We start from the raw sequence: 26,655 nt of genomic DNA, 5'->3' as shown, positions 1-26,655 counted from the left end.
CGATATGTCACAGTCGACATATGAGGCGGGGCGGTCGTGGTCGGCGGGTCGGGGCGGTCGCGGCGGTGCTCGTCGCCGCCGGGTGCGCGGGCGGAGGCCCCACGACGGCGACGTCGCCGACCACCCCGGCCCCGCTGCCGACGGCGGCCGTCACGACCGTCGCCGAGCGCTGTCTGAGCAGCGCCCCGGGCCGGATCGTCACGGTCGAGGCGCCGGACGGGTCCGGGATGACCGGGGCCACCTACGGCTCGGGGCGGCGGGCCGTCGTCCTGCTGCACCAGACGGGAGCCGGCGGGTTCTGCGGCTGGGTGCCGTACGCGCGCTGGCTCGGGGAGCACGGGATGCTCGCGCTCGCGGTCGACGACTGCGTCCACGGCGCGTCACGGTGCACGGACGCCACCACGGCGGACGTACGGGCCCAGGTGGCGGCCGCGGTCGACCGGGCCCGCGCGAGCGGGGCCGAGCGGGTCGCGGTCGTCGGCGCGTCGATGGGCGGCGCCCGCGCCCTCGGGGTCGGTCAGGCCGCCGGGGCCGACGCCGTCGTCGACCTGTCCGGGCCGGAGCGGTGGGAGGGGGTGCCCGACGCCGTGACGGCGGCCCGCGCGACGACCGTCCCTCTGCTCGTCGCGTCGTCCGACGGGGACGACGGCATCGACGGCGACGTGCTCGACGCCGCGGTCGAGGCCTCGCCGAGCACCCGCAAGCAGCGGGTCCGCCTCGAGGGGTCGGCCCACGGCTGGGACGTCGTCACCGAGGGCATCGGCGACGCCGCCGAGGTCACCGACCGCGGGCCGTGGCTGCTGCGCTGGGTGGAGGGGGCGCTCGACCACTGACCGTGGCGTCCCTCGCCGGTCAGCGCTCGGTCTCGAAGGGGCGCAGCAGGCGGCGCAGGAGGGCGGCGAGCCCGTCGCGCTCGTCGGGGCCGAGCTCGGCGAGCAGCTCGCGCTCGCTCGCGAGCAGCCGGTCGAGCGCGGCGTCGACGACGGCCGTGCCCTCGGGGGTGAGGCGGACGATGACCCCGCGGCGGTCGCCCGGGTCGGGGCGCCGCTCGACGTAGCCGCGGGCCAGCAGCCGGTCGACCCGGTTGGTCATCGTCCCGCTCGTCACGAGCGTCTCGGCGACCAGCTGCCCCGGGCTCAGCTCGTAGGGCTCGCCGCGGCGGCGCAACGCCGACAGCACGTCGAACTCCCAGCCCTCGAGGCCGGTGCCGGCGAAGGCGCGGCCCCGGGCGAGGTCGAGGCGCCGGGCGAGCCGCGAGACGCGAGAGAGCACCTCGAGCGGCGTGACGTCGAGGTCGGGTCGCTCGCGCCGCCAGGCGGAGACGATACGGTCGACGTCGTCAGCGGCCATGGCGCGATGCTACTCCTCGTCAAACTTCTTGACGTCGAGAAACCGGCGTGCCGGGCCGTCGCCCGTGTCGAGGAGGCCGCGATGAGCACGTCGAGCTGGGACCCGTCCGCCTACGGGCGCTTCGCCCGCGAGCGCTCGCGGCCGCTCTCGGACCTCGTCGCCCAGGTCGGGGCGCAGGACCCCGCGCTCGTCGTCGACCTCGGGTGCGGCCACGGGCCGGCGACCCTCGCGCTCGCCGCGCTGTGGCCCGACGCGCGCGTCGTCGGGGTCGACGCCGCCGAGTCGATGCTCGAGGCGGCCCGCGACCTCGACACCGCCGGCCGCGTCGAGTGGGTGCAGTGCGACCTGCGCGACTGGGACCCCGCCTCCCTCGGCCAGGCACCCGACGTCGTCGTCACGAGCTCGACGCTGCAGTGGGTGCCCCGGCACCTCGACCTCGTCGTCCCCTGGGTCGAGGCCCTCGCGCCCGGCGGGTGGTTCGCGCTCCAGGTCCCCGGCAACTTCGACGCGCCGAGCCACCGGCTGATGCGCGACGTCGCGGAGGGTCACCCGCGGGCCGGCGAGCTGACGGCCGCCCTCGACGTGCCGGCGGCGGGGGAGCCGGCCACCTACCTGCGGATGCTCTCGCGGCTGGGCTGCGAGGTCGACGCGTGGGAGACCACCTACGTCCACCTGCTCGACCCGGACGCCGAGGACGAGAACCCGGTGCTCACGTGGGTCACCGCGACCGGGCTGCGCCCCGTCCTCGACCTGCTCGAGGACGAGGACGAGCGGGCGGCGTTCCTCGAGCCGTACGCGGCGGCCCTGCGCGAGGCCTACCCCCGCAGCTCGGCCGGTGTCGTCTTCCCGTTCCGCCGCGTGTTCGCCGTCGCGCACCGCGACGACTGAGGCACGTCCCTGGCGTCAGTCCAGGGCCAGCGTCTCGGGTGTGAGGGACGGCTTCGGCTCGAGGCCGGTCAGCCCGTTCCACGCGAGGTTGACGACGTGCGCCGCCACCTCCTGCTTCTTGAACTTGCGGTTGTCGAGCCACCACTGACCGGTCAGCGCGACCATCCCGACGAGCATCTGCGCGTACATCGGGGCGGCCTTGGGGTCGAGCTTGTGCTTCTTGAACTGCGCCGCGAGGATGTGGTCGACCTGGCTCGAGATGTCGCTCATCAGGCTCGCGAAGGAGCCGGTGGCCTGGCCGGTCGGGCTGTCGCGCACGAGGATCCGGAAGCCGTCGGAGTTGTTCTCGACGTACGCGAGCAGGGCGAGCGCGGCCCGCTCGATGAGCTGGCGGGAGGTGCCGCCGGAGTCGAGGGCGGCGGCGACGCCGGCGAGCAGCGACTCGATCTCGCGGTCGACGACGACCGCGTAGAGGCCCTCCTTGCCGCCGAAGTGCTCGTAGACGACGGGCTTGGACACCCCGGCGGAGGCGGCGATCTCCTCGATGGTCGCCCCCTCGAAGCCACGGTCCGCGAAGTGCTTGCGGCCGACGCCGATGAGCTGCTCACGCCGCTCGCGGCCGGTCATCCGCGCGCGTGCGGTCCGAGACTTCTTGGCCCCCGTGTCGTCGCTCACCCGCGCCATTGTGCCGCCTCGCCCGCCCCTGCCGTGCCGCGCCCCGGCCGTGGGTGCGCCCGAGCGCGTGCGGGGGGAGGCCGCCGAGCGACTACCCTCGGGCCCAGCCGTCCTGCGGGCGGCGGTCCCCGGTTGGTCTGCTGGTAGGGCCCGCCTGACTTTGAATCAGGACAAGCGACGTAGGTTCGATTCCTACCCGGGGAGCAGGCGATGCGGAGCGAGCCGGCTCCCCGGGTAGGAATCTGGGGAGCGGCACCGCACGGGTGACGGAGGAACCCGGGCGGAGACGCGGCGCCTACCCGGGGAGCCCTTCGGGAGAGAGCATCGGGGGCGAGCAGGAACGGCGCCCGGGACGGGGTCGGCCGTCCGGCCGGAAATCGTCGAACATTCGGCTCGGATCTTCCCGAAACCCTCGCCAACCGGGCAAGATCGTGCTAACCGCACCGAGCCGGAGGAGCAGGGCATGACGATGGACACGATCACCTCGGCCCTGCGCTGGACCTTCTGGTCCCTCGTGTACCTCGGGGCCGCCCTCGTCGCGATGATCGTCTCCCTCGGCATGGCGGGCCCGTACCTCCCCCTTCCCCTGCGCTTCGCGCTCCTCGGCGTGTTCTACGTGGGCATCGCCCTCGACGTGCGTCACAAGCTCCGTGGGGGGCGCGACGGCGCGCCCTCCGACGGCGAGCCGGTCCGGGTGACCCGCCGCCGCTGACAGCTCGACCCCGCGACGCCGCGCCCCGACCCAGACGGCACCCCCTGCACCGCCGCTCGTCGGGGCGCGGTCATGTCCGCGCCCGGTGACCCATGACATTCGTCATGGGTCCGCAAAGCGCCTGAGGCGCAGCCAGATCCCGTGCGCACCGCAGCCCCACCGGCGGGCCCCGCCGGGTCTACGTTGCAGGGATGCCCGGCTCCCTCGCCGTCCGGCTTCCCGTGGGGAGGACGACGTCGTCCGGGTCGGTAGCACTGCCCGGACGCACCAGGAGGGACGTGACGTGACGACGACGGAGTCGACGCAGACGCAGGAGAAGCCGGTCAAGAGCCTCATCCCGGCCCGGATGCACGACATGCCGTGGGTGAAGTTCCACTGGCTCGTGATCTTCGGCCTCGGGACGGCGTGGATCCTCGACGGGCTCGAGGCGCAGATCGTCGCCGCGGGCGGTTTCGAGAAGACGCTCGACATGTCGGCGGCCGACGTCGGCCTGGCCGGCACGGTCTACCTCGTGGGGCAGGTGGTCGGGGCCGTGCTGTTCGGCCGCCTCACCGACTCCTGGGGGCGCAAGCGGCTGTTCACGCTGACCCTGGCGCTCTACCTCGTCGCCGCGGCGGCCGCCGGTCTCGCGCCGAACATGACGCTCTTCCTCGTCTTCCGCTTCATCTCCGGGATGGGCATCGGCGGCGAGTACTCGGCGGTCAACTCCGCCGTCGACGAGCTGATCCCGGGGCGCTTCCGCGGCCGGGTCGACCTCGCGATCAACGGCACCTACTGGGCCGGCGCGGCGATCGGCGCGTTCGCCTCGACGATCCTCCTCGACACCGACCGCTTCGGCCAGGACGTCGGCTGGCGCATCGCGTTCTTCATCGGCCCGGTGCTCGGCCTCGGCATCATCTACCTGCGCCGCCACATCCCCGAGAGCCCGCGGTGGATGGTGACGCACGGCCGGACGGAGCAGGCCGAGAAGGTCGTCGGCGACCTCGAGGACGAGGTGCGCGCGGCGGGCAAGGAGCTGCCGCACCACTCGGACGACGACGCGATGTGGATCAAGGCGCGCGAGGGGCTGACGTTCAAGCAGCTGCGCTACGTCTTCTTCCACATGTACCCGACGCGCACGGCGCTCGGCGCGACGCTGATGATCACGCAGAGCTTCCTCTACAACGCGATCTTCTTCACCTACGCGCTCGTCCTGCAGAACTTCTACGACAAGACCCCGTCGCAGGCGGCGCTCTACTTCTTCCCCTTCGCGATCGGCAACCTCCTCGGGCCGCTGCTCCTCGGGCCCCTGTTCGACACGATCGGACGCCGGCGGATGATCACCGGCTGCTACGCCTTCGCGGGTGTCGTGCTGGCGATCTCGGCCTGGCTGTTCCAGCAGGACGCCATCGGGGCCGGCGTGCACACCGCGTTCTGGTGCGTGGCCTTCTTCTTCGCCTCGGCCGGTGCGTCGGCGGGGTACCTCACGGTGTCCGAGATCTTCCCGCTCGAGGTCCGCGGCCAGGCGATCTCGTACTTCTTCGCCATCGCGCAGGTCTTCGGCTCGATCGGGCCGGTCTTCTACGGCTGGCTCATCGGCGACGGGAAGGACCGCACGCCGATGTTCTGGGGCTACATGATCGCGACGGGGATCATGCTCGTCGGCGCGCTCGTGGCCCACGTGTGGGGCGTCGACGCCGAGAACAAGAGCCTCGAGGAGATCGCGCCGCCGCTCACGAGCTACGACGAGCAGGGCAACGAGACCGTCAAGCTGCCGGTGTGATCGGAGGGCCTGGGATGACCGAGCACGTGTACACCGTCGTCGTCGGGGTCAGCCCGCGGTCGAGCTCGCCGACCGCCCTGCGCTGGGCCCACGAGCAGGCCCGCGCGCACGGCGGGAGGGTCGTCGCCGTGCGGGCCTGGCGCACCCCCAACCCGCAGGCCACCCCCTCCGGGACCACCGCCTCCCGCGTGGCGAGCGTCGCCGACACCGAGCACGACGCGATGGCGCGCCTCGCCGCCGACGTCGGCTCCGTGCTCGGCGAGGGCCACGACGTCGACGTCCGCGTCGTGCGCGGCGACCGGCGCAGGGTCCTCCTCGACGCGGCCGAGGACGCGGACCTGCTCGTCGTCGACGCGCCCCGCTCGCTCGCGTCCGCGCCGCTGTTCGCCCACCGGCTCGTCTACGCCGCGCCCTGCCCGGTGGTCGTCATGCCCCCGCGCATCTCGGGGGAGCCGCAGACCGGGCTGGAGCGCGCCGGCTGGGCCGCGGTCCGGGCGGCCGGGAGCGCCGGCCGGCCGGGTCTCGGCACCTCGCGCGCCGATCGCGGCTAGAGCGCTCCGGCGCGTCGGCGGTCGCGGACGAAGCCGAGGAAGCGCGCGGCGGGCGGGTCGAGGTCGCGGTCGGAGCGCCAGGTGAGACCGACGGTGCGCCGGGCACCGGGCGCGTCGACGGGGACCCCGACCGTGCCGCTCGCACCGACGAACTGCTCCGGCACCAGCGCGACCCCGAGGCCGGCCGCGACGAGTCCCTCGATCGTCGCGAGGTCGGCGCTCTCGAAGGCCACGTGCCCGACGACCCCGGCGTCGACGAGGAGCGAGTCGACGACGGCCCGGAAGCCGAAGCCGACCGGGGTCGTCACGAGCGGCTCGTCGGCCAGCTCGGCGACGCGCAGCCGGCGGCGGCCGGCCCACCGGTGCGTCGGCGGCACGACGACGACGAGGCGCTCCTCCTGCAGCGGCAGCCAGGCGAGAGGCCCCTCGGGCCGGGGCGAGGTGACCGCCAGCTCGGCCGCCCCGGAGCGCAGGTCCGCGAGGATGTCGTGGTTCGGCTCCTGGCGCAGGACCATCCGGACACGCGGCGCTCCTTCGTGGAAGGCCCGCAGCAGCCGGGGGACGAGCGAGGTCGCCATCGAGTCCAGGAACGCCAGCCGGACGACGCCGCCCTCCGGGTCGTGCCGGCCGTCCAGCTCGGCACGCAGGCGTCTCCAGCGGTCGACGAGCTCCCGGGAGGCGCGCACCACGAGCTCGCCGTCCGGGGTGGTCACGACGCCGTGGGGCAGCCGTTCGAAGAGCCGGCTCCCGAGCTCGGCCTCGACGCGGGCCACGGTGCGGGACAGCGTCGGCTGCGTGGTCCCGAGGGTGGCCGCGGTGTCGGTGACGTGGCCGGTGGCGTCGAGGGCGACCAGCCACTCGAGGTCGCGGAGGTCCATCCGACCACCATACGCACCACGCATCGTGATTAGCCATGGACGACATTGGACGAATGCTGAGGCTCGAGCGCACCGTGGTGCCGTGACCTCCTCGACCGAGACCGCCACGACGCCCGAGGGTGGCCCGGGCCACCGCGCGGGGACGGCCGGGCACCGCCGTGTCGTCCTCGCGCTGTTCGCCGCGGGCATCGCGACCTTCGTCCTCCTCTACGCCCCGCAGGCGGTCTTCCCGCAGCTCTCCGACGACTTCGGCGTCTCCCGGGCGGCGAGCACCTGGTCGCTGTCCGCGACGACGGCGGCGCTCGCGCTGACCCTCCTCGTCGTCGGGCCGCTCTCGGACCGGGTGGGCCGCACCCGGATCGTCCACCTCTCGCTGGCCTCCTCGGCGCTCGTCGCCGCGGCCTGTGCCCTCGCCCCGAGCTGGCCGGTGCTCGTGGGGTTGCGTGCCCTCGAGGGCGTGACCCTGGCCGGCCTGCCGGCCGTGGCCACCGCGTACCTGCGCGAGGAGCTGCACGCCTCGACCCAGGCGCGGGCCGCCGGCCTCTACATCGCGGGGACGGCCGTCGGGGGGATGGCCGGGCGCCTGCTCACGGGGCCGCTCGCCGAGGTCGCGGGGTGGCGATGGGCGCTGGCCGGCGCCGCCGCCGTCGGCGCCGTGTGCGCCGTCGTCGTGCGGGCCGTGTTGCCGCCGGCCCGGGGCTTCGTCGCCGTGGCGGGAGGGGCGCGCGCCGTCGCGCGACGGGCCCGGCGGGCGGTCACGGACCCCGCCCTGCTCGCGCTCTACGCGACCGGGGCCTGCGGTGTCGGGGCCTTCACGGCGGTCTTCAACACCCTCGGGTTCCGCGTCGAGGCGGCGCCCTTCCACCTCGGGCTCGGGGCGGCCAGCCTGCTCTTCCTCGTCTACCCGGCGGGCTCGCTGGGCTCGGCGCTGGCGGGACGCCTCGCCGACCGCGTCGGCCGCCGGGCGGTCGCCCCCGTCGGGGTCGTCGTGGCCCTGGTCGGGCTGCTGCTCACCGCGCCCGACCGGCTGCCCGTCGTCGTCGCGGGGGTCGCGGTGCTGACCGCGGGGTTCTTCGTCGTCCACGGCCTGGCGAGCGGCTGGGTCCCCGCACGCGCGCACGCCGGGGGAGTCGCGACGGGGCAGGCGGCCGCCCTCTACCTCTTCTCCTACTACCTCGGCGCCTCGGTCTCCGGGGCGCTCGCGGGCCACCTCTGGGCGGACCACGGCTGGGCCGGCGTGCTCACGCTCGCGGCGCTGCTGCTCGCGTCCTGCGGCGTCCTGAGCCTCGTCCTGCACCGCACCCGGCCCCTCGGGGTCGTCCCCACCCTGGCGGGCGGTCCGTCCCTCGCCCGGCGGTAGCATGGCGCCCGGCCCGTGGCACCGACCTCACCTGGAGCACAGCGCGTGAACGCGACTCGACCGGCCGCCGTCATCGTCCTCGCCGCAGGCGAGGGGACGCGGATGAAGTCCTCGACCCCCAAGGTCCTCCACCGCATCGGGGGCACGACCCTCCTCGGGCACGCCGTCCGGGCGGCGCGGGCCACCGCCGCCGAGCACGTGTCGGTCGTCGTGCGCCACGAGCGCGACCGGGTCGTCGAGTTCTGCTCCGGCTTCGACGCCGGGCTCCTCATCGCCGACCAGGACGACGTCAAGGGCACCGGCCGGGCGGTCGAGTGCGGGCTCGAGGTCCTGCCCGCCGACCTCGACGGCACCGTGCTCGTCACCTACGGGGACGTGCCGCTGCTCACCGGCGAGACGCTCGTCGCCCTCACCGAGGCGCACACGTCCTCGGGCAGCGCGGTGTCCGTCATCACGGCCCACCTCGAGGACCCCACCGGCTACGGCCGCATCGTCCGCGACGCCGACGGACACGTCGCGCGCATCGTCGAGCACAAGGACGCGAGCGAGGCCGAGCGCGCCCTCACCGAGATCAACTCGGGCATCTACGCCTTCGACGCTGCGCTGCTGCGCGAGGCGCTCGCGCAGGTCGGCACCGACAACGCGCAGGGCGAGAAGTACCTGACCGACGTCGTGCAGATCGCCCACGAGGCCGGCCGCGTCGTCAGCGCGCACGTCGTCGACGACCCGTGGCAGACCGAGGGCGTCAACGACCGCGTCCAGCTGACCGAGCTCGGGCGGGTCCTCAACCGCCGGGTCTGCGAGCGGCACATGCGCGCCGGCGTGACGATCGTCGACCCGGCGACCACGTGGGTCGACGTCGACGTGACGATCGGCCGGGACGCGACGATCCTGCCGGGCACGCAGCTGCTCGGCGCGACGAGCATCGGCGCCGGCTCCGTCATCGGCCCGGAGGTCACGCTCACCGACACCGAGGTGGGGGAGGGGGCCGAGGTCACCCGCGCCGTCGCGAACCTCGCCGTCGTCGGCGACGGCGCCACGGTCGGCCCGTACTCCTACCTGCGGCCCGGGACGCGCCTCGGGGCGCACGGCAAGATCGGCGGCTTCGTCGAGACGAAGAACGCCGACATCGGCGAGGGGGCCAAGGTCCCCCACCTCACCTACGCCGGCGACGTGACGATCGGCGAGGGCGCGAACATCGGCGCCGGCACGATCTTCGCCAACTACGACGGCGTCGCCAAGCACCACACGACGATCGGGGCGCACAGCTTCGTCGGCTCGCAGTCGGTCGTCGTCAGCCCGGTGCACGTCGCCGACGGGGCCTACGTCGCGGCGGGCAGCGCGCTGACCGGGGACGTCGCGCCGGGGCAGATCGCCGTGGCCCGGGGGCGCCAGCGCAACGTCGACGGATGGGTCGAGCGCGCCCGCGCCGGCACCCGCACCGCGCAGGCCGCCGCGCGCGCCCGCGCCGCCGAGCAGAGCACGGACACCGACCCCACCCCGGAGGGCCCCACCTCGTGAGCAGCAGCAACCGTCCCCCCTCGGCCAACATCCGCAAGCGGCCGAAGAAGCAGCTCATGGTCTTCTCGGGCCGGGCCAACCCCGGCCTGGCGCAGGAGGTCGCCGCGCAGCTCGGCACCGAGCTCGTGCCGACGAGCGCGTACGACTTCGCGAACGGCGAGATCTACGTGCGCTTCGAGGAGTCGGTGCGCGGCTCGGACGCCTTCGTCATCCAGAGCCACACGAGCCCGATCAACGAGAACATCATGGAGCACCTGCTCATGGTGGACGCGCTCAAGCGGGCCAGCGCCAAGCGCATCACGGTCGTCATGCCGTTCTACGGCTACGCCCGCCAGGACAAGAAGCACCGTGGCCGTGAGCCGATCAGCGCGCGCCTCGTCGCCGACATGTTCCGCACGGCCGGCGCCGACCGCCTCATCTGCGTCGACCTCCACACCGACCAGATCCAGGGCTTCTTCGACGGCCCCGTCGACCACCTCATGGCCATCCCCGTGCTCTCGGAGTACGTGGCGCGCAGGTACGGCGACGAGGACCTCGCGGTCGTCTCGCCGGACGCCGGCCGCATCAAGGTCGCCGAGCAGTGGTCCAAGCGGCTCGGCGGCGCGCCGCTGGCCTTCATCCACAAGACGCGCGACATCAACCGGCCGAACGAGACCGTCGCCAACCGCGTCGTCGGTGACGTGCGCGGCCGGGTCTGCGTCCTCGTCGACGACATGATCGACACCGGCGGCACCATCACCAAGGCCGCCGACGCGCTGCTGGCCGACGGCGCCAAGGACGTCGTCATCGCCGCGACACACGCGATCCTCTCGGAGCCGGCGGTCGAGCGCCTCGAGGCGTGCGCGGCCCGCGAGGTCATCGTGACCAACACGCTGCCGATCGCGCCCGAGAAGGAGTTCGAGGGGCTGACGACGCTCTCGATCGCGCCGCTCATCAGCGCCGCGGTCAAGGAGGTCTTCGAGGACGGCTCGGTCACGAGCCTCTTCGGCGGCCGCGCCTGAGCCTCCCCCCGCGGGCGCCGGCCGGGTCAGGACCCGGCGGCCGCCCGGCGGGCACGGTAGGCGGCGACGTTGGCGCGGGTGCCGCACGTGCCGTCGCAGAACTTGCGCGACCGGTTGCGCGAGAGGTCGACGTAGACGTCGTCGCAGTCGTCGGCCGAGCAGACCGCGAGCCGTTCGCGCTCGTCGGCGCGGATGACGTCGACCATCGCCATCGCGAGCTCGACGGCGACGCGCTCGGCGAACGGGGCGTCGTCGTCGGTCGCGTGGACGTGCCAGCCCTGGCCGTCGTGCTCGACGAGCCGGGGCGTCGCGCCGGCGTCGGCGAGCAGGGCGTTGACCTCGGTGACCTGCTCGGCGAGCGGGGCGGTCCACAGCCGCTCGACGCGGGCCCGGACGCGGTGGAGGGCGCCGACCTCGTCGGGGCCGTCGGGCCGGCCGCCGCTCCACTGCCACGCGTCCATCCACGCGAGGACGGCCGCGACGTCCGGCAGGTCCTCGTCCTCGCTCGACCCGTGCCCGGGTGCGGTGTTGACCAGGGCCGCCGCGTGCCGCAGCACGAGGTCCGTGTCATGGGTGAAAACCATCTTGACTCCTGACAGGTCGCGGCCCTACTGTCAGGTGCAACATAGCAGTTGACTCCTGACATCCCGGTGGGCGCCGGGAGAGGGGTCCGGGCGCAGGAGGCAGCGGGATGGTCGAGGCGGTCCGTCGGCACGTCGGGGTCGGGCTCGTCGCGCTGCTGCTCTCGAGCGCCGCGTTCGGCACGTCGGGGCCGTTCGCGAAGTCGCTCATCGGGGCCGGCTGGTCGCCGGGGGCCGTCGTGCTGCTGCGCATCGCCGGGGCCGCGGTGCTCCTCCTGCCCGTCGGGCTGTGGCAGGTGCGTCACCGGCTCCGCGAGGTGCGGCGCGAGCTCCCCCTCGTCGGCGCCTACGGCTGCCTCGCGGTGGCCGCCGCCCAGCTGGGCTACTTCCAGGCCGTCGAGCGGCTGGCCGTCGGCGTCGCCCTGCTCATCGAGTACCTCGGCATCGTCCTCGTCGTCCTGTGGGTCTGGCTCCTCACCCGGCGGGCGCCGCACCGGCTCACCGGTCTCGGCATCGTCCTGGCCCTCACCGGGCTGGCGCTCGTCCTCGACGTCACCGGGCAGCGGACGCCCGACCTCGTCGGCGTCGCGTGGGGCCTGCTCGCGGCGGCCGGGCTCGCCGGGCACTACGTCCTCGCCGCGCGCGAGACGACGCTGCCCCCGTTCACCTTCGCCGCCCTCGGCCTCTCGGCCGGCGCGGTCGTGCTCGCCGTCCTCGGCGGCACGGGCGTGCTCCCGATGGAGGTGGGCGCCGGACGCGTCGACGTCGCCGGCGCGAGCGTGCCGGCCTGGGTCGCCCTCGCCGAGCTCGTCGTCGTGGCCGCGGCCGTCGCCTACGTCCTCGGTGTGCTCGGGGCGCGCCACCTCGGCTCGACCCTCGCCTCGTTCGTCGGCCTCACCGAGGTGCTCTTCGCCGTGATCTTCGCGTGGCTCGTCCTCGGCGAGCTGCCCGGTCCGTGGCAGCTCGTCGGTGGTCTCGTCGTGCTCGCCGGGGTCGCCGCGGTGCGCGTCGGGGAGCGGCGGCAGGAGGAGGCGGGGCGGCGCCGGGACGCCGATTTCGACCTACCCTCTCCCGTCGCCTAGACTCTCGGGGTTGCCTCGGCGAGGGACGTCGCACCGGACGCAGTGGTCCGGCCGGGCCGCAGGGCCCGCGACCTCCGTGATCGACGCTGGCGGTGCGCAGACCCCCCTGGGGTGGTCCGCGGGCCGTTCGCGCGCCGGTCCGGTGCCACGCCCCGCGTCGAGGACGCACCGTCCAGCTTCCCGATCCACCCCAGGAGTACCCGATGTCCGACGTCACGAAGCTCGTCGCCGAGCAGCGCACCCAGTTCGGCAAGGGCGCGGCCCGCAAGATCCGCCGCGACCACAAGATCCCCGCCGTCATGTACGGCCACGGCACCGAGCCGGTGCACATCACCCTGCCGGGCCACGAGTCGATGCTCGCGCTCAAGCACACCAACGCCCTCCTGACGCTCGTCATCGACGGCAAGGAGCACCTCGCGCTCGCCAAGGACGTGCAGCGCGACCCGATCAAGCCGGTCATCGAGCACGTCGACCTCGTCGTCGTCCGCCGCGGCGAGAAGGTGACCGTCGAGGTCGCCGTCCACGTCGAGGGCGAGGCCGCGCCGGAGACGGTCGTCACCACCGTCATGGGCACGGTCGAGCTCGAGGTCGAGGCCACGAACATCCCCGAGAGCGTCGTCCACTCCGTCGAGGGCGCCCAGGTCGGCACCCAGGTCCTCGCGAGCGACCTGACCCTCCCGGCCGGCGCCACGCTGGTCACCGACCCCGAGGCCCTCGTCGTCAACGTCACCGCCCAGGTGACGGCCGAGGAGCTCGAGGCCGAGCTCGAGGAGGCCGAGGCCGAGGCCGGCATCGAGCGCGAGGAGTCCGAGGACGAGGCCGCCGAGGGCGCCGAGTCCTCCGACGACGAGTCCGCCGAGGGCGAGGGCTCCGACGAGTCCTGAGCTCCGCTCGCACGTCCCGCACGGGGCCCGGTCCGCACGGACCGGGCCCCGTCGGCGTCCGCGGCGCGGATGGCAGAATCGACCCCGTGACGGACACCGGACCCTGGCTCGTCGTCGGACTCGGCAACCCCGGTCCGCGCTACGCGGGCAACCGCCACAACGTCGGCGCGATGGTGGTCGAGGAGCTGGCCCGCCGCTCGGGCGACACCCTGCGCACCCACAAGGCGCGCGCCACCGCCGCCCAGGTGCGCCTCGGCACCGGCCCGGGCGGGGTGCCCGGTCCGTCGGCCGTCGTCGCCGTCCCGTCGTGCTACATGAACGAGTCCGGCGGCCCGGTCAAGGCGCTGCTGTCGTTCTTCTCCGTGCCCGCCGAGCGGCTCGTCGTGGTGCACGACGAGCTCGACATCGACGCCGGGTCCGTGCGGCTGAAACGCGGTGGGGGAGAAGGCGGTCACAACGGGCTGCGGTCGATCTCGTCGTCGCTCGGCACCAAGGACTACCACCGCGTCAGGGTGGGCATCGGCCGTCCGCCGGGACGGATGGACCCCGCCGACTTCGTGCTGCGTGACTTCTCGCCGACGGAGCGCAAGGAGCTGCCGTTCCTCCTCGACGACGCCGCCGACGCCGTCGAGCAGCTCGTCACCCTCGGCCTCCTCGACGCGCAGCAGCGGGTGCACGCACCGCGCTGACCCGTCACCCCGCCGTCTACCCGTCCATCAAGAGCCGGTCAAGATCTCGTCAGTGAACTTTCACCATTCGTCTGCGACGGGTGCGGACCAGGCGCTACAGTCGTCCTCGACGTCACGACCGGAAGCAGGGCCGGCCGCGACGTGAGGAACGACGAAGGTGGCTGTCCGGTAGCAGGGGCCGACGCCATCGTCGCTCTTCGAATACCATCGATTTGCAGGGGTCGACGGTTCGATGAGCATTGCTCAGGAAACTCATGGACGTTCCTCGGTGTCACCGACGCGCGTCCCACACATTGATCTGGCCTCTTTCGGCCACGCCCAGGTCAGGGCCGGTCTGGCCGCCTGGGAGAAGCGCTACCGACGCGCGGTCGTCGCGGTCGATGCGCTGGCGGCGGTCGTCGCCGTCGTCGTCGGCATCCTGGGGCGCAACGCGGTCTTCGGGTCCGCGCAGACGATCCCGGGGCAGGTGGAGTCCGGACGGCTGACGCTCGTCGTCGTCGCGCTCGCCTGGCTGGTCGTCCTGGCGCACAACGGTGCCTACGCCGCGCGCTACATCGGGGCGGGCACCGAGGAGTACCGCGCGGTGACGCGGTCGGCGGTGGGGCTCGTGGCCCTCGTGGCCTTCGCGTCCTTCGCCCTCCAGCTGGAGTTCTCCCGGGGGACGCTCTTCCTCTCCGTCCCGGTGATGACCGTGACGACGCTCGCCGGGCGGCACGCCCTGCGGCGCCGGCTGGTCCGGGCCCGGCTCGCGGGGCGCAACCTCCGGCCGACCGTCGTCGTCGGCGACGCCCGGGCGGCGCTCGAGGTCGCGCACCGCATCGAGCAGGACCCGACGACGACGGGGATGAAGGTCCTCGGCGTCTGCGTCCCGGACCCCCAGGACCACGCGCTGCGGCACGACCCGGGCGTCAAGGTGCTCGGCACCGAGGCCGACGCCCTCAGCGTCGTCGACCGTCTCGGCGCGAGCGCCGTCGCCGTCGCGAGCAGCCCGACGATGTCCGGGCACGCGCTGCGGCGCCTCGGCTGGGCCCTCGAGCAGCGCGACGTCGACCTCCTCGTCGCCCCCGGCGTCGTCGAGGTCGCCGGTCCGCGCCTCACGATGCGCCGTGCGGCGGGTCTGCCCATGCTCCACGTCGAGCGTCCGGTGCAGAGCGGCTGGCGCTACACGACCAAGCTGGCCGCCGACCGCATCCTCGGCGCCCTGGCCCTCCTCGCGCTCTCGCCGGTGCTCATCACCCTCGGGGTGATGGTGCGTCGTGACTCCTCCGGCCCCGCGTTGTTCCGTCAGGAGCGCGTCGGCGAGGGAGGCCGCGTCTTCTCGATGTACAAGTTCCGCACGATGGTCGTCGACGCCGACCGGCACCTCGCCGGCCTGGAGATGCAGAGCGACGGCAACGGCGTCCTGTTCAAGATGCGCACCGACCCCCGGGTCACGAAGGTCGGCGCCGTGCTGCGCCGCTTCTCCCTCGACGAGCTGCCGCAGCTGATCAACGTCGTCCGCGGCGAGATGTCGCTCGTCGGTCCGCGCCCGCCGCTGCGCGACGAGGTCGACCGCTACGAGAGCGACGCCGTGCGCCGCCTCCGCGTCCGGCCCGGCATGACCGGTCTGTGGCAGGTGTCGGGCCGCAGCGACCTCTCGTGGGTCGACTCCGTCCGCCTGGACCTCTGGTACGTCGACAACTGGTCGCTCGCGCTCGACGGTCAGATCCTCCTGCGGACGGTCAAGGCGGTCGTCCGGGGCAGCGGCGCATACTGACCCGCCGGCAGCACGCGTGCGCCGGCCCACCACCCGCAAGACCCCGAGGAGACACCCATGACCGCGTCGACAGGCACGACCGCCGAGGCGGTGGGGGGCCGATGAGCATGTCCTTGCGCGAGCGCGTCCCCACCCCGCTGCACGGTCTGGCGCGCACGTCGTACGCCAGGTTCGGTCAGGCCACCCCCGGGCTGCGGATGCTGCCCTCCTTCGTGGTCATCGGGGGGCAGCGGTGCGGCACGACGACGATCTTCAAGCACCTGACCGAGCACCCCCAGGTGTTCCGGCCCGGTGTGGAGAAGGGGGTCGACTACTTCTCGCTGCACTACGACCGTGACCTCGACTGGTACCGGGGGCACTTCCCGGTCGAGCGCCTCGCGCGGCTGCGCACGCAGGGCCACGGTGCCCCGCAGGCCTTCGAGGCGTGCACCTACTACATGTTCCACCCCTTCGCGATCGAGCGGCTGGTGCGGGACCTGCCCGACGTCAAGCTGGTCGCGATGCTGCGCGACCCGGCCGAGCGTGCCTTCTCGGCGTACAAGCACGAGCTCGCCCGCGGCTTCGAGACCGAGACCTCCTTCGAGCGCGCCCTCGACCTCGAGGACGAGCGGCTGGAGGGCGAGCTCGAGCGGATGGCCGCCGACGTCACCTACGAGAGCCACGCGCACCGCCACCAGGCCTACCGCCGGCGCAGCCAGTACGCCGAGCAGCTGGAGCGGGTCCTCGAGCACGTCCCGGCCGACCGCCTCCACGTGCTCGACAGCGAGTCGTTCTTCGCGGCCCCCGCCGACGAGTACCGTCGCGTGACGGACTTCCTCGGTCTCGACGCGTGGCAGCCTCCCCGCTTCGAGCAGCACAACGCCCGGCCGAGCAAGCCGATGCCCGAGCACGTCCGGGCCCGTCTCGACGCCCACTTCGTCCCGCACGACGAGGCCCTCGAACGGCTGCTCGGGCGGACCCCGGGCTGGCGTCGGTGACCTCGTCGGGCTCCCCGTCCGTCCGGCCCGGCGGGTCGCTCCCGGTCCTCCTCGTGGCGTCCACCGGCGGTCACCTGGAGGAGATGATGCGGCTGCGCGAGCGGCTCGGTCTCACCCCCGCCGACTGCGAGTGGGTGACGTTCGACGACGACCAGTCCCGCACCCTCCTCGAGGGTGAGCGCGTCCACCACGTCGAGCACGTGCCGCCGCGCGGCTACCTCGCGGCGGCCCGGGTGACCAAGGACGCGCTGGCGCTGGTGCGCCGCGGCCGGTACGCGCAGGTGCTGTCGACGGGGGCGGGTGTCGCCGTGCCGTTCTTCGCCGCGGCCCGGGTGCGGGGCCTGCCGTGCCACTACATCGAGAGCGCCGCGCGGGCCGAGGCCCCGAGCGCCACGGGTCGCGTGCTCGAGCGGGTCCCGGGGGTGCGGCTCTACACGCAGTACCCGGGGGGGCGCCTCGGGGCGCTGGACCTACGGGGGGTCGCTCTTCGACGGCTTCGAGCGCGCGGACGACCGTCCGCAGCGCTCCCCGTCGAAGGTCGTCGTCACCCTCGGGACGATGCGCACCTACGGGTTCCGGCGCGCCGTCGAGCGGCTCGACGCGCTGCTCCCCAGGGTGTGCGCCCCGGACGTCGAGGTGCTCTGGCAGACCGGGGCCACCGACGTGACCGGGCTCGGCATCGCGGGCCGCGACCGCGTGCCGGCCCCCGAGCTGCGCCAGGCCGTCCGCGAGGCGGACCTCGTCGTCGCGCACGCCGGTGTCGGGTCCGCGCTCGTGGCCCTCGACGCGGGGCGGGTCCCCGTCCTGCTCCCGCGCCGTGCCTCGCACGGCGAGCACGTCGACGACCACCAGCAGCTGATCGGCCGCCACCTCGACGAGCGCGGCATCGCCCTCGGTCGCGAGGTGGCCGACCTCGACGAGCACGACCTCGTCGCCGCGTCCGCCGCCGGTGTGCGGAGGGCGGCCGCTCCTCGTCCGTTCGTCCTCCAGGGCTGAGCGATGGACACCGTCGAGACCCGGCGGCCCCACAATGGGCCGGTGCCGCGCCCCCGGATGACCGCTCGTCCCGTCCTCGTCACGGGGATGCCCCGCTCGGGGACGACGTGGCTGGCGCGCCTCCTCGCGCTCTCGACCAACGGGGCGCTCGCCGGCCGCGAGCCGATGAACACGCGCGGGCGCCGGCAGTACGCCCTCGGGCGCACCGTCGACGGCTGGACGCGCCTGGAGGAGCCGACCGCCGCGCAGGCCCGGGCGCTGCGGCGGGCCTACACGGCGACGACCCCGATGGTCTACAGCCGCTACGGGGTGCGTCGCTGGGCGGCCCCCCTCCCGTGGAGCACGCTCGTCGTCAAGGACCCCTTCGCGGTCCTCTCCGTGCCGGCGGTCCACCGGGTGACCGGGGCCCGGCCGGTCGTCATCCACCGGCACCCCGGCGCGATGCTCGTCAGCTACCGCCGCATGGGATGGCTGCCCGACGTCGAGGAGATCCGGCCCGTCGTCGAGCGCTACCGCGCCACGCGGGACGCCTCCGACCCCGAGGTCCCGCACCTGCCGGCGGGTGCGGCCCTCGACGGCGCGGTGGCGATGGGCTGGTTCTGGTCGGCGCTCTACGCGATGGCCGTCGCCGACCTGTCACGCGCGCCGGGCACTCTCGTCGTGGCGCACGAGGACCTCGCCACCGAGCGGGACGCCTGCGCGCGGCTCTTCGACGAGCTGGGGCTCGGGTGGAGCGCCGCCGTCGACGCCGAGCTCGGGCGCGAGGGGGCGACGGAGCAGGCGGCGACCAAGCTCCACAACTTCGACCGCTCGCCGGCCGAGGCGGCCACGTCGTGGCGTCGACGCCTGTCCGAGACGGAGATCCGGGACATCGAGGACATCACCGCGCCCGTCCGGCTCCTGGTCGACGCCGCGACGACGACCAGTCGGGACGGGCAGCGGTGACGCCCGCGTCCTGCGGCCGGGGCTCAGACGCCGTGGCCGCGGCGGTTCAGCTCGCGCTGGATCCACTCGCCCGAGACGCCCGCGCAGACGAGCAGCGCCAGGACCCATCGACGCTCGCGGGGGTTGCGACGGGCGCAGCGCCACGTCCAGCGCAGCGCCTCGCGCCGCTCGCCGAGGACCGCGTGGCCGAAGGCGAGCTTGCCGTACTGCAGCCCGGCGCCGATCGTGTCGGCCTCGATCTCCGGGTGGTTCGCGAGCAGCCACGCGTGGGCCTCGTTCTTGTCGCGCCACGCGTCGTTGAAGTAGGAGCTGGCACCCCAGCGGATGCCCACGAGCGGCTCGTCGACGTGGACGATCGGCGCGCTGCGCGCCGCGCGCAGCAGCAGGTCCCAGTCCTCGGCCATGCTGCGGGGGAGGGTCTCGTCGACGAGCCCGAAGCGGTCGAGCATGGCGTCCCGTCGGAAGACGAACGACGACGAGTGCAGCATCGCCATCCGCGAGCGGGCCATGTCGCCCACCGTGATGACGTCGCGCTCCGCGAGGCGCACCGTGCTGCGGTCGCCGTAGTCCACGCGCATGGCCGTGGTCACGAACTCGGCTCCGGCAGAGCCCACCAGGAGCTCGACCTGCCGGCGGAGCTTGCCCTCCAGCCAGACGTCGTCGTCGTCGCAGAACGCGACGAGCTCGGTGTCCAGCGCCAGCACGCCGGTGTTGCGCGCGCCGGCGAGTCCCGGCGTGCGGTGGTTGACGGTCACCGCGACCTCGCGCCCCGGCTCCGCCGACTCGAGCTCGGTCTCGGGCTCGCTCCGGTCGTAGACGAGCTGGACGCGGATCCGGCCGGGGTAGTCCTGCCCGAGGATCGAGGCGAGGGCCTCGCGCATCAGCTGCGGGCGGTTGTGCGTCGCGAGCACCACGCCCACGTCGGGCCACTGCGTGGCGTCGTCCCCTGCGCCGTTCGGCTGCATCGCGGCCGCTCCTCGTCGTCGTCCGGGGCTCGCCCCGGTCGGGCCGCCTCCGGCTGCGCCACTGTAGTCAAGACCGTCGGACGCGGGGCCCCGGTTCGTGTCATCCTGCGTCGGTGGACCTCCTCCTGGGGCGGAGGCCGCCGGCCGTGACGGTCACCCCACTCCGCGCACTCCGCCCGCCGCTGCCCGCACCGGCGACCGCTCCCGCGGTCCGTCGGTCCGGAGCCCTGCGCCCGGGGTGGCCCCTCGTCTGGATGCTCGTGGGCTTCCCCCTGTGGTGGGTGCTCGGCATCAGCAGCTTCGTCGGCCACGTCTTCGCCGTCGTCATGGTCCTCGAGATGGTGCGGATGCGCCGGCTGCGCGTCCCCCGGGGCACGGGCACGTGGCTGCTCTTCCTCCTCTGGGTGGTGGCCGGGGTCATCGTCCTGCAGGTCGTGGCGCCGCACACCGTGCCGGAGACGTCGATGGGCCGCTACCTCTCCTGGGCCTACCGCTTCGGGTGGTACGCCTCCGCCACGGTCGTCCTCGTCTACATCGGGGCCGTCCGGGAGCACCTGACCACGACGCGCATCGCCCGGGCCGGCGCTGCGATGTTCCTCACGATCGTGGCCGGGGGCTGGCTCGGGATCCTCCTGCCCCAGCTCGCGTTCCCGTCGGTCCTCGAGATGGCCCTGCCGCGTGGTCTCACGCAGGTCCAGTTCATCGAGTTCCTCGTCCACCCGGAGGTCGTGCAGGACTACGCGCAGGCGGTCACGTCCCACCCCCGGCCGAGCGCGCCGTTCAGCTACGCCAACATCTGGGGACTGAACTTCGCCTGCTTCCTCCCGTTCTTCCTCCACGCCTGGTTCGGCCCCGACGCCGGGTGGCGCCGCCGCCTCGCGCTGCCCGTCCTCGCGCTCGCGACGGTGCCCGGTGTGCTGTCGCTCAACCGCGGGATGTGGATCGCGGTGGTCGCGATGGCCGCGACCGTGGCGCTGCGCTCGGCGGCGCACGGCCGGCTGCGCTCCGTCGTGGCGCTCGCGGCAGCGGTCACCGTGCTGGCCGGCGTCGTGCTCTTCAGCCCGCTCGGGGCGCTCGTCCAGTCCCGGCTCGACAACCCGACGAGCAACGACGGGCGGGCCACGCTCGCGACGCTCACCGTCGAGAGCGTCGTCGAGGGGTCCCCGGTCATCGGCTTCGGGTCGACCCGCGACGCCGTGAGCTCGTTCTACTCGATCGCGGGAGGGACCTCGCCGAGCTGTCCCCTGTGCACGCCGCCCGCGCTGGGGACGCAGGGGCAGGTCTGGCTCGTCCTGTACTCGCAGGGCGTCGTCGGGCTCGTCTTCTACCTGTCCTTCCTCGGGCTGTGGCTGCTGCGCGGGCTCCGGCTGCCCTCGCGCACCGCGACGCTCGGGGTGTGCGTGCTGGTGGCGCAGGCCGTCACCCTGCCCTTCTACGACTCGATCGGGATCTCGACCGTGGCCGCGCTCATCGCCGTCGGCCTCATCTGGCGTGCGGACGACGAGCGGCGGCGCGCCGCGAGCCGCCTGCGCCCGGACGACGAGTACACCCTCGGCGGCTACGTCGGCCTCGTCCGGCGCCACGCCCTCCTGCTCGTCCTGGCCTCCGTCGCCGGGCTGGGTGGCGGGGTCGCCTACCAGCTCGCGCAGGGCCCGCAGTCGGTGGCGACGGTGAGCATCGTCGTCCCCCGCGAGTCCGAGCTCGCCGACGTCGGCCGCGAGGCCACCCTCGACACGCTCGCCCAGCTGGCGAGGGACACGCAGGTGACGACGGCGATGGCGGCAGCGGCCGAGCACCCCATCGACCCGGACGACCTCTACGTCTCCGCCGACCCCAACTCGCGCATCCTCAACCTGCGCTACGCCGGCAGCGAGCCCGGCGCCGCCCTCGCCGCCATCGACGCGGCGGGCGACACCGTCCTGCGCCTGCGGGGGGCCCTGCTCGAGGACGAGCGCAAGGACGCCGTGGCGCAGTTCGACGCGCGGTACACCTCGGGCATCGCGGCCATCAGCACGGTCGACGGCTCGCTCGACCAGCTCAAGGAGGCCGGCGACCGCACCACCCTCCGCGTGCTCGACGAGACGCGGGGAGTCCTCCTCGACAAGGCCGGCCGCGCCGCCGGCCAGGGAGCCCGCGCCGCCGTCATGCCCCTCGAGGCCGGGACGGTGGTGCGTCCGCCCAGCGTCAGCGTGTCACGCGACGCCATGGTCGTGTCCGCCGGGACCGGGCTGTTCGCGGGGCTGCTCGTCGGCCTGCTCCTCGCGCGGGTGCGCGGTCTCGTGGGCGCCCGGATCGCCCGGGTCCGCGACCTGTCCGGAGCCGCCGAGGTCCCGCTCCTCGCGACCCTGCCCGACCGGTCGGTCACCGCCGACGGCCGCACCTACGTCGACCACGAGCTCGCGTGGGCCGCGGCCGTCGACGCCGTCCGCCTGCACTCGCCGGCCACCGTCCTCGCCGTCGGGGAGGACCCACGGGCCCTCCTCGTCGCCGAGCTCCTCGACGGGTACGCCCACCAGGACCGGCGCCGGGAGTCGGTCCACCGCCTCGGCAGCGACGACGACGTCATCGTCGTCGCCACGTCCTCCACCCGCCTCGGACGGCTGCGACGACGCGTCGCCCGCCTCCGTCGGAGCAACCTCGACGTCGTCGGGGTCGTCCTGCTCCAGCGCCGTCGCCCGGGCTGGGGTGCCCGGGTCCGCGCAGCCATCACTCCCAACAGAAAGGAACTCCAGTGGAGTCCCTTCCCACCGAAGAAGTGAGACTCGGCCTGCTGGCCGACGCGATGAGGAACCGGTGGCGCACGATCGTGCTCACGGCGCTCCTCGTCGGTGCCCTCGGGGCGCTCGTCGTCCTGCGGCTCCCGGTCGCCTACACGTCGACCACCGACGTCCTGCTCAACCCGACGCCGGGCAACGCGCTGACCACCGACTCCTCCCGCAGCGGTGACCAGATCAACGTCGCCATGCAGACCGAGGCCGGGCTCGTGAAGTCCCCGCCGGTCGCGGACATCGTCGCCGTGGCGATGCGCGAGAAGATCGAGGCCGCCGCGTCCGAGGTCGAGGTGTCGGTGCCGCCGAACACCCAGATCGTGCGCATCGAGTACACGGGGGACTCGCCGCGCACGGCGCAGCGCTTCGCGTCGGCCTACGCCGACGCCCTCCTGCAGTACCGCCGCAACCAGGCGGAGTCCAACGTGACCGGCCAGCTCGACCTGCTCAAGCAGCAGTCCGACACCGCCTCGGCGGGGCTGAAGAAGGCCGCCGCCTCGGCGGGCGGCACGGACCCCTCCGCGGAGGCCGTCGCCCAGGTGCAGCTCTACACCAACCGCCTCGCCACGCTGCAGGACCAGATCGGGACGCTCGAGGCGACGCCCGTCGCCCCGGGTACGGTCGTCACGCCCGCGTCCCTGGCCACGGCGAAGGACGGCCTGCCGGTCGTCCTCCTCGTCGTCGTCGCCGTGCTCCTCGGCCTCGTGCTGGGCCTCGGTCTCGCCATCTGGCGCGAGCGCACCGATGACCACATCCGCTCGGCCGCCGACGCCGACGTCGAGTCGCTGTCCGTCATGGGGCTGGTCCCCGCCGGTCTCGGCAACGGCAACCAGGGCATCGTCACCAAGGACGGCGGGGCCCTGGCCGACGCCTACCGCGGCGTCCGTGCCTCGCTCTTCGCCCAGGCGCCGGCCCCCGCGGTCGTCGTCGTCGCGGGTCTCGACGAGACCCTCGAGCGGGCCGGCCACCGCGTCGCGGTCAACCTCGCGACGAGCATCGCGGTGAGCGGCCACTCGGTCTGCCTCGTCGACGCGACGCTCGCCGACGGCTCGATCGAGGAGCTGACGGGCGTGGAGGGCGGCTACGGGCTCGCCGACGCCATCGCCGACAGCGGTCCCGTCCGCGTCCCGGTCGCCGAGGCCTGGGGCGGCTACCACGTCGTCACGGGCGGCTCCGTCGGTCGGTCGATCCGCGAGCAGCTGGCGAGCAACCGCCTGCGCGAGGTGCTGGACCACCTGGCCGCCCGGCACGAGTACGTCGTCGTGGCCGCGCCCGTCATCAGCCTCTCCGAGACCAACGAGCTGGCCCTGGCCTCCACGGGGGTGGTCCTCGTGGCCGCGGACCGTCGCTCGCTGCGTGACGACGTCCGCCGGACGGTGCGCCGCGTCGGCCACCTCGGCATCTCCGTCCTCGGGCTCGTCAGCGTCCAGTACGCGCGGCGCGAGCACGAGGCTCCGGTCGTCGCCAAGCAGGTCGAGGACACCGCTCCCGTCGCCGGGTCCGAGGACCTGCGGGTGGCCAAGGGCGGCGCGTGAGCAGCTCTGCCGCACGGCATCCGACGACGGCCGGCCCGCGGGCCGGCCGTCCGGGCCTGGAGTACGTCCGCGGGGTCGTCGGGTCCATGTACCCCGGCGCCTCGGTCACGGTCGGCCGGCGGCCACGGCACGCCGACGCCCGCGCGTGGGCGCTCGTCCCCCGGGCGGCCGACCCGCGGCTGCTCGTCCCGACCCGGAACCGCGCGGCTGCCGGCGCCGTGGTGTCCGGACTCGGCGGTGGCGGTGCCCGGGGCGTGGCGGTGTCGCTCCTCGGCCGCGCCGCCCGCAGCGGCCTGCTCGGCCTGCTGCCGCACCTCGTCGTGGCGCCCCGACCGGGAGCGCCGGCCCTCGACACCCTCCTCGAGGAGGTCCTCGGCCGGCCGGTGACCCTCGCGATGGGCGTGGGGCGCGTCCGTGCGCTGCAGAAGCCCGTCCTGCGGGTGCTCGGCGACGACGGCTCGACGCTGGCGTTCGCCAAGGTCGGCGTCGACGCCACGACCCGTGCCCTCGTCGACCACGAGGCAGCCGTCCTCGGGCGGCTCGGGCGGGTGGAGCTGCACCACCTGGTGGTGCCCACGGTGCTCGCCCACGAGGAGTGGGAGGGTCTGTCGGTGCTCGTGCAGTCCCCGGTGGGCGGCCGCGGGACGGTGACGCCGTCGCTGGTGTCCGCCGCGGCGGTCGAGCTGGCCGGGCTCGACGACACCGTCCGGTCGCCCGTGGGAGCGCAGGGGCCCTGGAGCGACCTCGTGGACCGGGTGCGCCGGCTCCCCGCGTCCGGTCCGGGGCAGGTGCTCGACCGCACCCTGGCCCTGATCGCGGCCGGGGCCGACGGGACCCCGGTCCCGTGGGCGTCGTGGCACGGCGACTTCGCCCCCTGGAACATGGCGCAGGCCGACGGCCGGCTCGCGGTGTGGGACTGGGAGGGCCACGGGGGTCCGGTGTCGGCCGGCAGCGACCTCCTCCACCACCGCCTGCAGGAGCTCGTCGTCGTCCGCGGCGTGCACCCTCGCGCCGCCGTCGCCGAGCTCGAGCGCGAGGCCGACGGGCTGCTCGCGCCCTGGTCGCCGGCGGACCCCGCGCTCGTCCTCGCCCTCTACCTCGTCGAGCTGGCCCTCGGGTACCTCGAGACCGGCGACCACCAGACGCGGCTCTCGCGGCTCGAGGAGTGGCTCGAGCCCTCGCTCGCCGGACTCACCGCCGGACGGTGGCCCGGTGGCCGGTAAGGACGTCGGCGCCTCGCCGGTGGACCTCGCGCCCGACGACGCCGCCGACGTCCCCGTCGCCGCCACCGGCAGGGGCGCGGCCGGCGTGGCCCGCGGCGGCGCCGCCAACCTGGCGGGTGCCGTCGTCAACGCCGTCGTCGGCTTCGCCCTGACCGTCGTCGTGGCCCGGGCGCTGCCCCAGACCGAGGCCGGTGTCTTCTTCGCCACCACCTCGGGCTTCCTCGTCGTGGTCACCGTGGCCCAGCTCGGTACGAACACGGGGCTGGTCTACTTCCTCTCCCGCGTGCGGGCGCTCGGCCGACCGGGCGACGTGCACGCCCACCTGAGGGCCGCCGCCGTCCCCGTCCTCGCCTGGACGCTCGTGCTCTCGGTCGCGTTCGTCGTCGCGGCGCCCGCGGTCGGGCGACTGATCAGCGACGACCAGCCCGAGGCCACGGCGACCGCCGTCCGCGTCCTCGCCCCCTTCCTCCTCGTCGCCTCGGTCGAGAACCTCGCGGTCTCCGCCACGCGCGGCCTCGGGACGATGCGCCCGACGGCCGTCGTCACGCTGGTGGTCCGGCCGGTGGCGCAGCTGGCCCTCGTCGCGCTCGCGACCCTCACCCTCGGTCCCTCCGGGGCGGTGGGGGGCTGGGCGGCGAGCTACGTCGTCACGGCCGCCATCGGCACGGTGTGGGCCCGCCGGCTGCTCTCGCGCACGGCGCGGCCCGGCGACAGCGGGCGGCGGGGGCGCGAGTTCTGGTCGTTCACGTGGCCGCGCGCCATCATGGCGGTGGCGCAGATGGCGATGCAGCGCCTCGACATCGTCCTCGTCGCCGCCCTGGCCGGCGCCGTCCCGGCCGCCGTCTACGCGGCGGCCACGCGCTTCGTCGTCGCCGGGCAGATGGGCAGCCAGGCGGTCACGCTCGCGGCGCAGCCGCGCTTCGCGGAGCACCTCGCCGTCGACGACCGCGACGCGGTGGGCGAGCTGTACCGGTCCTCCACCGCGTGGCTGGTGCTGATGACCTGGCCGCTCTACCTCGCCCTCGCGGCCTTCTCGACGACGGTCGTCCACATCTTCGGCGGCGACTACGACGCCGGCGCGAGCGTCGTGGTGATCCTCGCGGTCTCGCTCATGCTCTCCTCGCTCCTCGGGATGGTCGAGGTGGTGCTCACGATGTCCGGACGGACGACGTGGACCCTCGTCAACACCCTGCTCGGCCTGGGGGTCCAGATCGGTCTCGACGTCGTGCTCATCCCGCGGTACGGCATCGTCGGGGCCGCCGTCGGGTGGGCGGCCGCGATCGTGCTGCGCAACCTGCTCGCCCTCGCCCAGGTCACCTCGGCCCTGCGCCTGCACCCGTTCGGCGCACCGACGGTGACCGCGGCCCTGCTCGGTCTCGTGGCGGCCGGGGCGCCCCTGGCGGCCGTCCGCGTCCTCATGGGCGACGACCTCGCGGCGTTCGGTGTCGGGCTGCTCGTCGCCGGGGTGCTGTACGTGGCCGGCTGCGCCGTCCTCCGGCGCCGCCTGGGCCTCACCGAGCTGGCGTCCGCGCTGCGCTCCCGGCGGCGCCGCTGAG

24 protein-coding genes and 1 tRNA gene are annotated in these 26,655 nt (G+C 74.4%); 20 read left to right on the top strand and 5 right to left on the bottom strand.

What is annotated here, in order from left to right; translation table 11 throughout:
* The first annotated feature begins 20 nt into the window (after positions 1-20).
* Positions 21-833, top strand: coding sequence for a hypothetical protein (locus J3473_RS16295; RefSeq protein ID WP_207024951.1), 813 nt, complete (start codon positions 21-23; stop codon positions 831-833).
* Positions 834-852: 19 nt separating this feature from the next.
* On the opposite strand, the gene J3473_RS16290 is transcribed toward J3473_RS16295, so the two are convergent.
* Positions 853-1,350, bottom strand: coding sequence for a MarR family winged helix-turn-helix transcriptional regulator (locus J3473_RS16290; RefSeq protein WP_207024950.1), 498 nt, complete (start codon positions 1,348-1,350; stop codon positions 853-855).
* A gap of 81 nt (positions 1,351-1,431) precedes the next feature.
* Between J3473_RS16290 and J3473_RS16285 the strand changes: the two genes are divergently transcribed.
* Positions 1,432-2,238, top strand: a complete 807-nt coding sequence (locus tag J3473_RS16285) for a methyltransferase domain-containing protein (protein ID WP_207024949.1) — start codon at positions 1,432-1,434, stop codon at positions 2,236-2,238.
* Positions 2,239-2,253: 15 nt separating this feature from the next.
* On the opposite strand, the gene J3473_RS16280 is transcribed toward J3473_RS16285, so the two are convergent.
* The gene (locus J3473_RS16280; RefSeq protein WP_030528914.1) at positions 2,254-2,865 is read right to left on the bottom strand and encodes a TetR/AcrR family transcriptional regulator; all 612 of its coding nucleotides are present in this window, start codon (positions 2,863-2,865) and stop codon (positions 2,254-2,256) included.
* 173 nt (positions 2,866-3,038) lie between these two features.
* On the opposite strand from J3473_RS16280, the gene J3473_RS16275 reads away from it, so the two are divergent.
* The 4 genes from J3473_RS16275 (at position 3,039) to J3473_RS16260 (ending at position 5,938) form a co-directional block, all read left to right on the top strand.
* A tRNA-Gln gene (locus tag J3473_RS16275) sits at positions 3,039-3,117 on the top strand.
* A gap of 259 nt (positions 3,118-3,376) precedes the next feature.
* Positions 3,377-3,625 (top strand): hypothetical protein, encoded by a 249-nt coding sequence (locus J3473_RS16270; RefSeq protein WP_207024948.1) that lies wholly within the window; start codon positions 3,377-3,379, stop codon positions 3,623-3,625.
* A gap of 283 nt (positions 3,626-3,908) precedes the next feature.
* The gene (locus J3473_RS16265; protein ID WP_030528912.1) at positions 3,909-5,387 is read left to right on the top strand and encodes an MFS transporter; all 1,479 of its coding nucleotides are present in this window, start codon (positions 3,909-3,911) and stop codon (positions 5,385-5,387) included.
* A gap of 14 nt (positions 5,388-5,401) precedes the next feature.
* Positions 5,402-5,938 carry a universal stress protein gene (locus tag J3473_RS16260; protein WP_207024947.1) on the top strand — a complete coding sequence of 179 codons (537 nt, stop codon included), beginning with the start codon at positions 5,402-5,404 and terminating at the stop codon, positions 5,936-5,938.
* Here the strand turns inward: J3473_RS16260 and J3473_RS16255 are convergent.
* Positions 5,935-6,816, bottom strand: a complete 882-nt coding sequence (locus J3473_RS16255) for a LysR family transcriptional regulator (RefSeq protein ID WP_207024946.1) — start codon at positions 6,814-6,816, stop codon at positions 5,935-5,937. The two genes, J3473_RS16260 and J3473_RS16255, sit on opposite strands and share 4 nt — an antisense overlap.
* A gap of 82 nt (positions 6,817-6,898) precedes the next feature.
* Here J3473_RS16255 and J3473_RS16250 point away from each other — a divergent pair, with 82 nt between their 5' ends.
* Genes J3473_RS16250 through J3473_RS16240 form a run of 3 tightly spaced genes read left to right on the top strand, consistent with a single transcriptional unit; the run spans position 6,899 to position 10,698 of the window.
* Positions 6,899-8,176, top strand: a complete 1,278-nt coding sequence (locus tag J3473_RS16250) for an MFS transporter (RefSeq protein WP_207024945.1) — start codon at positions 6,899-6,901, stop codon at positions 8,174-8,176.
* Between the two features lie 45 nt (positions 8,177-8,221).
* Positions 8,222-9,697 (top strand): bifunctional UDP-N-acetylglucosamine diphosphorylase/glucosamine-1-phosphate N-acetyltransferase GlmU, encoded by a 1,476-nt coding sequence (glmU, locus tag J3473_RS16245; RefSeq protein ID WP_207024944.1) that lies wholly within the window; start codon positions 8,222-8,224, stop codon positions 9,695-9,697.
* The gene (locus J3473_RS16240) at positions 9,694-10,698 is read left to right on the top strand and encodes a ribose-phosphate diphosphokinase (protein ID WP_306790192.1); all 1,005 of its coding nucleotides are present in this window, start codon (positions 9,694-9,696) and stop codon (positions 10,696-10,698) included. The genes glmU and J3473_RS16240 overlap by 4 nt, the downstream gene beginning before the upstream one ends.
* Before the next feature lie 26 nt (positions 10,699-10,724).
* Here J3473_RS16240 and J3473_RS16235 read toward each other — a convergent pair whose 3' ends face one another.
* On the bottom strand, positions 10,725-11,282 hold the full coding sequence (locus tag J3473_RS16235; protein WP_207024942.1) for a CGNR zinc finger domain-containing protein: 558 nt from the start codon (positions 11,280-11,282) through the stop codon (positions 10,725-10,727).
* 107 nt (positions 11,283-11,389) lie between these two features.
* Here J3473_RS16235 and J3473_RS16230 point away from each other — a divergent pair, with 107 nt between their 5' ends.
* The 7 genes from J3473_RS16230 to J3473_RS16200 all read left to right on the top strand — a co-directional run bounded on the left by J3473_RS16230 (position 11,390) and on the right by J3473_RS16200 (position 18,608).
* Positions 11,390-12,361: a DMT family transporter gene (locus J3473_RS16230; RefSeq protein WP_207024941.1), complete on the top strand. Its 972-nt coding sequence runs from the start codon at positions 11,390-11,392 to the stop codon at positions 12,359-12,361.
* A gap of 203 nt (positions 12,362-12,564) precedes the next feature.
* Positions 12,565-13,245 (top strand): 50S ribosomal protein L25/general stress protein Ctc, encoded by a 681-nt coding sequence (locus J3473_RS16225; protein ID WP_030528906.1) that lies wholly within the window; start codon positions 12,565-12,567, stop codon positions 13,243-13,245.
* An 86-nt stretch (positions 13,246-13,331) separates the two neighbouring features.
* The gene (gene pth, locus J3473_RS16220) at positions 13,332-13,934 is read left to right on the top strand and encodes an aminoacyl-tRNA hydrolase (protein WP_030528905.1); all 603 of its coding nucleotides are present in this window, start codon (positions 13,332-13,334) and stop codon (positions 13,932-13,934) included.
* A 268-nt stretch (positions 13,935-14,202) separates the two neighbouring features.
* Positions 14,203-15,690 (top strand): sugar transferase, encoded by a 1,488-nt coding sequence (locus J3473_RS16215; RefSeq protein ID WP_207024940.1) that lies wholly within the window; start codon positions 14,203-14,205, stop codon positions 15,688-15,690.
* 101 nt (positions 15,691-15,791) lie between these two features.
* Positions 15,792-16,667 (top strand): sulfotransferase, encoded by an 876-nt coding sequence (locus J3473_RS16210; RefSeq protein WP_207024939.1) that lies wholly within the window; start codon positions 15,792-15,794, stop codon positions 16,665-16,667.
* A gap of 300 nt (positions 16,668-16,967) precedes the next feature.
* Positions 16,968-17,663 (top strand): glycosyltransferase, encoded by a 696-nt coding sequence (locus J3473_RS19820; RefSeq protein WP_368857119.1) that lies wholly within the window; start codon positions 16,968-16,970, stop codon positions 17,661-17,663.
* Between the two features lie 42 nt (positions 17,664-17,705).
* The gene (locus J3473_RS16200) at positions 17,706-18,608 is read left to right on the top strand and encodes a sulfotransferase (RefSeq protein ID WP_207024937.1); all 903 of its coding nucleotides are present in this window, start codon (positions 17,706-17,708) and stop codon (positions 18,606-18,608) included.
* A gap of 23 nt (positions 18,609-18,631) precedes the next feature.
* On the opposite strand, the gene J3473_RS16195 is transcribed toward J3473_RS16200, so the two are convergent.
* The gene (locus tag J3473_RS16195; protein WP_207024936.1) at positions 18,632-19,573 is read right to left on the bottom strand and encodes a glycosyltransferase; all 942 of its coding nucleotides are present in this window, start codon (positions 19,571-19,573) and stop codon (positions 18,632-18,634) included.
* 146 nt (positions 19,574-19,719) lie between these two features.
* On the opposite strand from J3473_RS16195, the gene J3473_RS16190 reads away from it, so the two are divergent.
* Genes J3473_RS16190 through J3473_RS16175 form a run of 4 tightly spaced genes read left to right on the top strand, consistent with a single transcriptional unit; the run spans position 19,720 to position 26,654 of the window.
* On the top strand, positions 19,720-22,332 hold the full coding sequence (locus tag J3473_RS16190; RefSeq protein WP_207024935.1) for a hypothetical protein: 2,613 nt from the start codon (positions 19,720-19,722) through the stop codon (positions 22,330-22,332).
* Positions 22,329-23,876, top strand: a complete 1,548-nt coding sequence (locus J3473_RS16185) for a Wzz/FepE/Etk N-terminal domain-containing protein (RefSeq protein ID WP_030528898.1) — start codon at positions 22,329-22,331, stop codon at positions 23,874-23,876. The genes J3473_RS16190 and J3473_RS16185 overlap by 4 nt, the downstream gene beginning before the upstream one ends.
* Positions 23,873-25,099, top strand: a complete 1,227-nt coding sequence (locus J3473_RS16180) for a hypothetical protein (RefSeq protein ID WP_207024934.1) — start codon at positions 23,873-23,875, stop codon at positions 25,097-25,099. The genes J3473_RS16185 and J3473_RS16180 overlap by 4 nt, the downstream gene beginning before the upstream one ends.
* Entirely contained in the window at positions 25,089-26,654 is a 1,566-nt protein-coding gene (locus J3473_RS16175) for an oligosaccharide flippase family protein (protein WP_207024933.1), read from the top strand. The genes J3473_RS16180 and J3473_RS16175 overlap by 11 nt, the downstream gene beginning before the upstream one ends.
* Position 26,655 lies beyond the last annotated feature (1 nt).

Origin of the sequence: Phycicoccus sp. DTK01 (assembly GCF_017312765.1) — a bacterium.
Taxonomy (GTDB): Bacteria; Actinomycetota; Actinomycetes; order Actinomycetales; family Dermatophilaceae; genus Phycicoccus; species Phycicoccus jejuensis.
The sequence above is the reverse complement of the archived record's forward strand: the minus strand, read 5'-3'. Positions and strand labels throughout refer to the sequence as shown.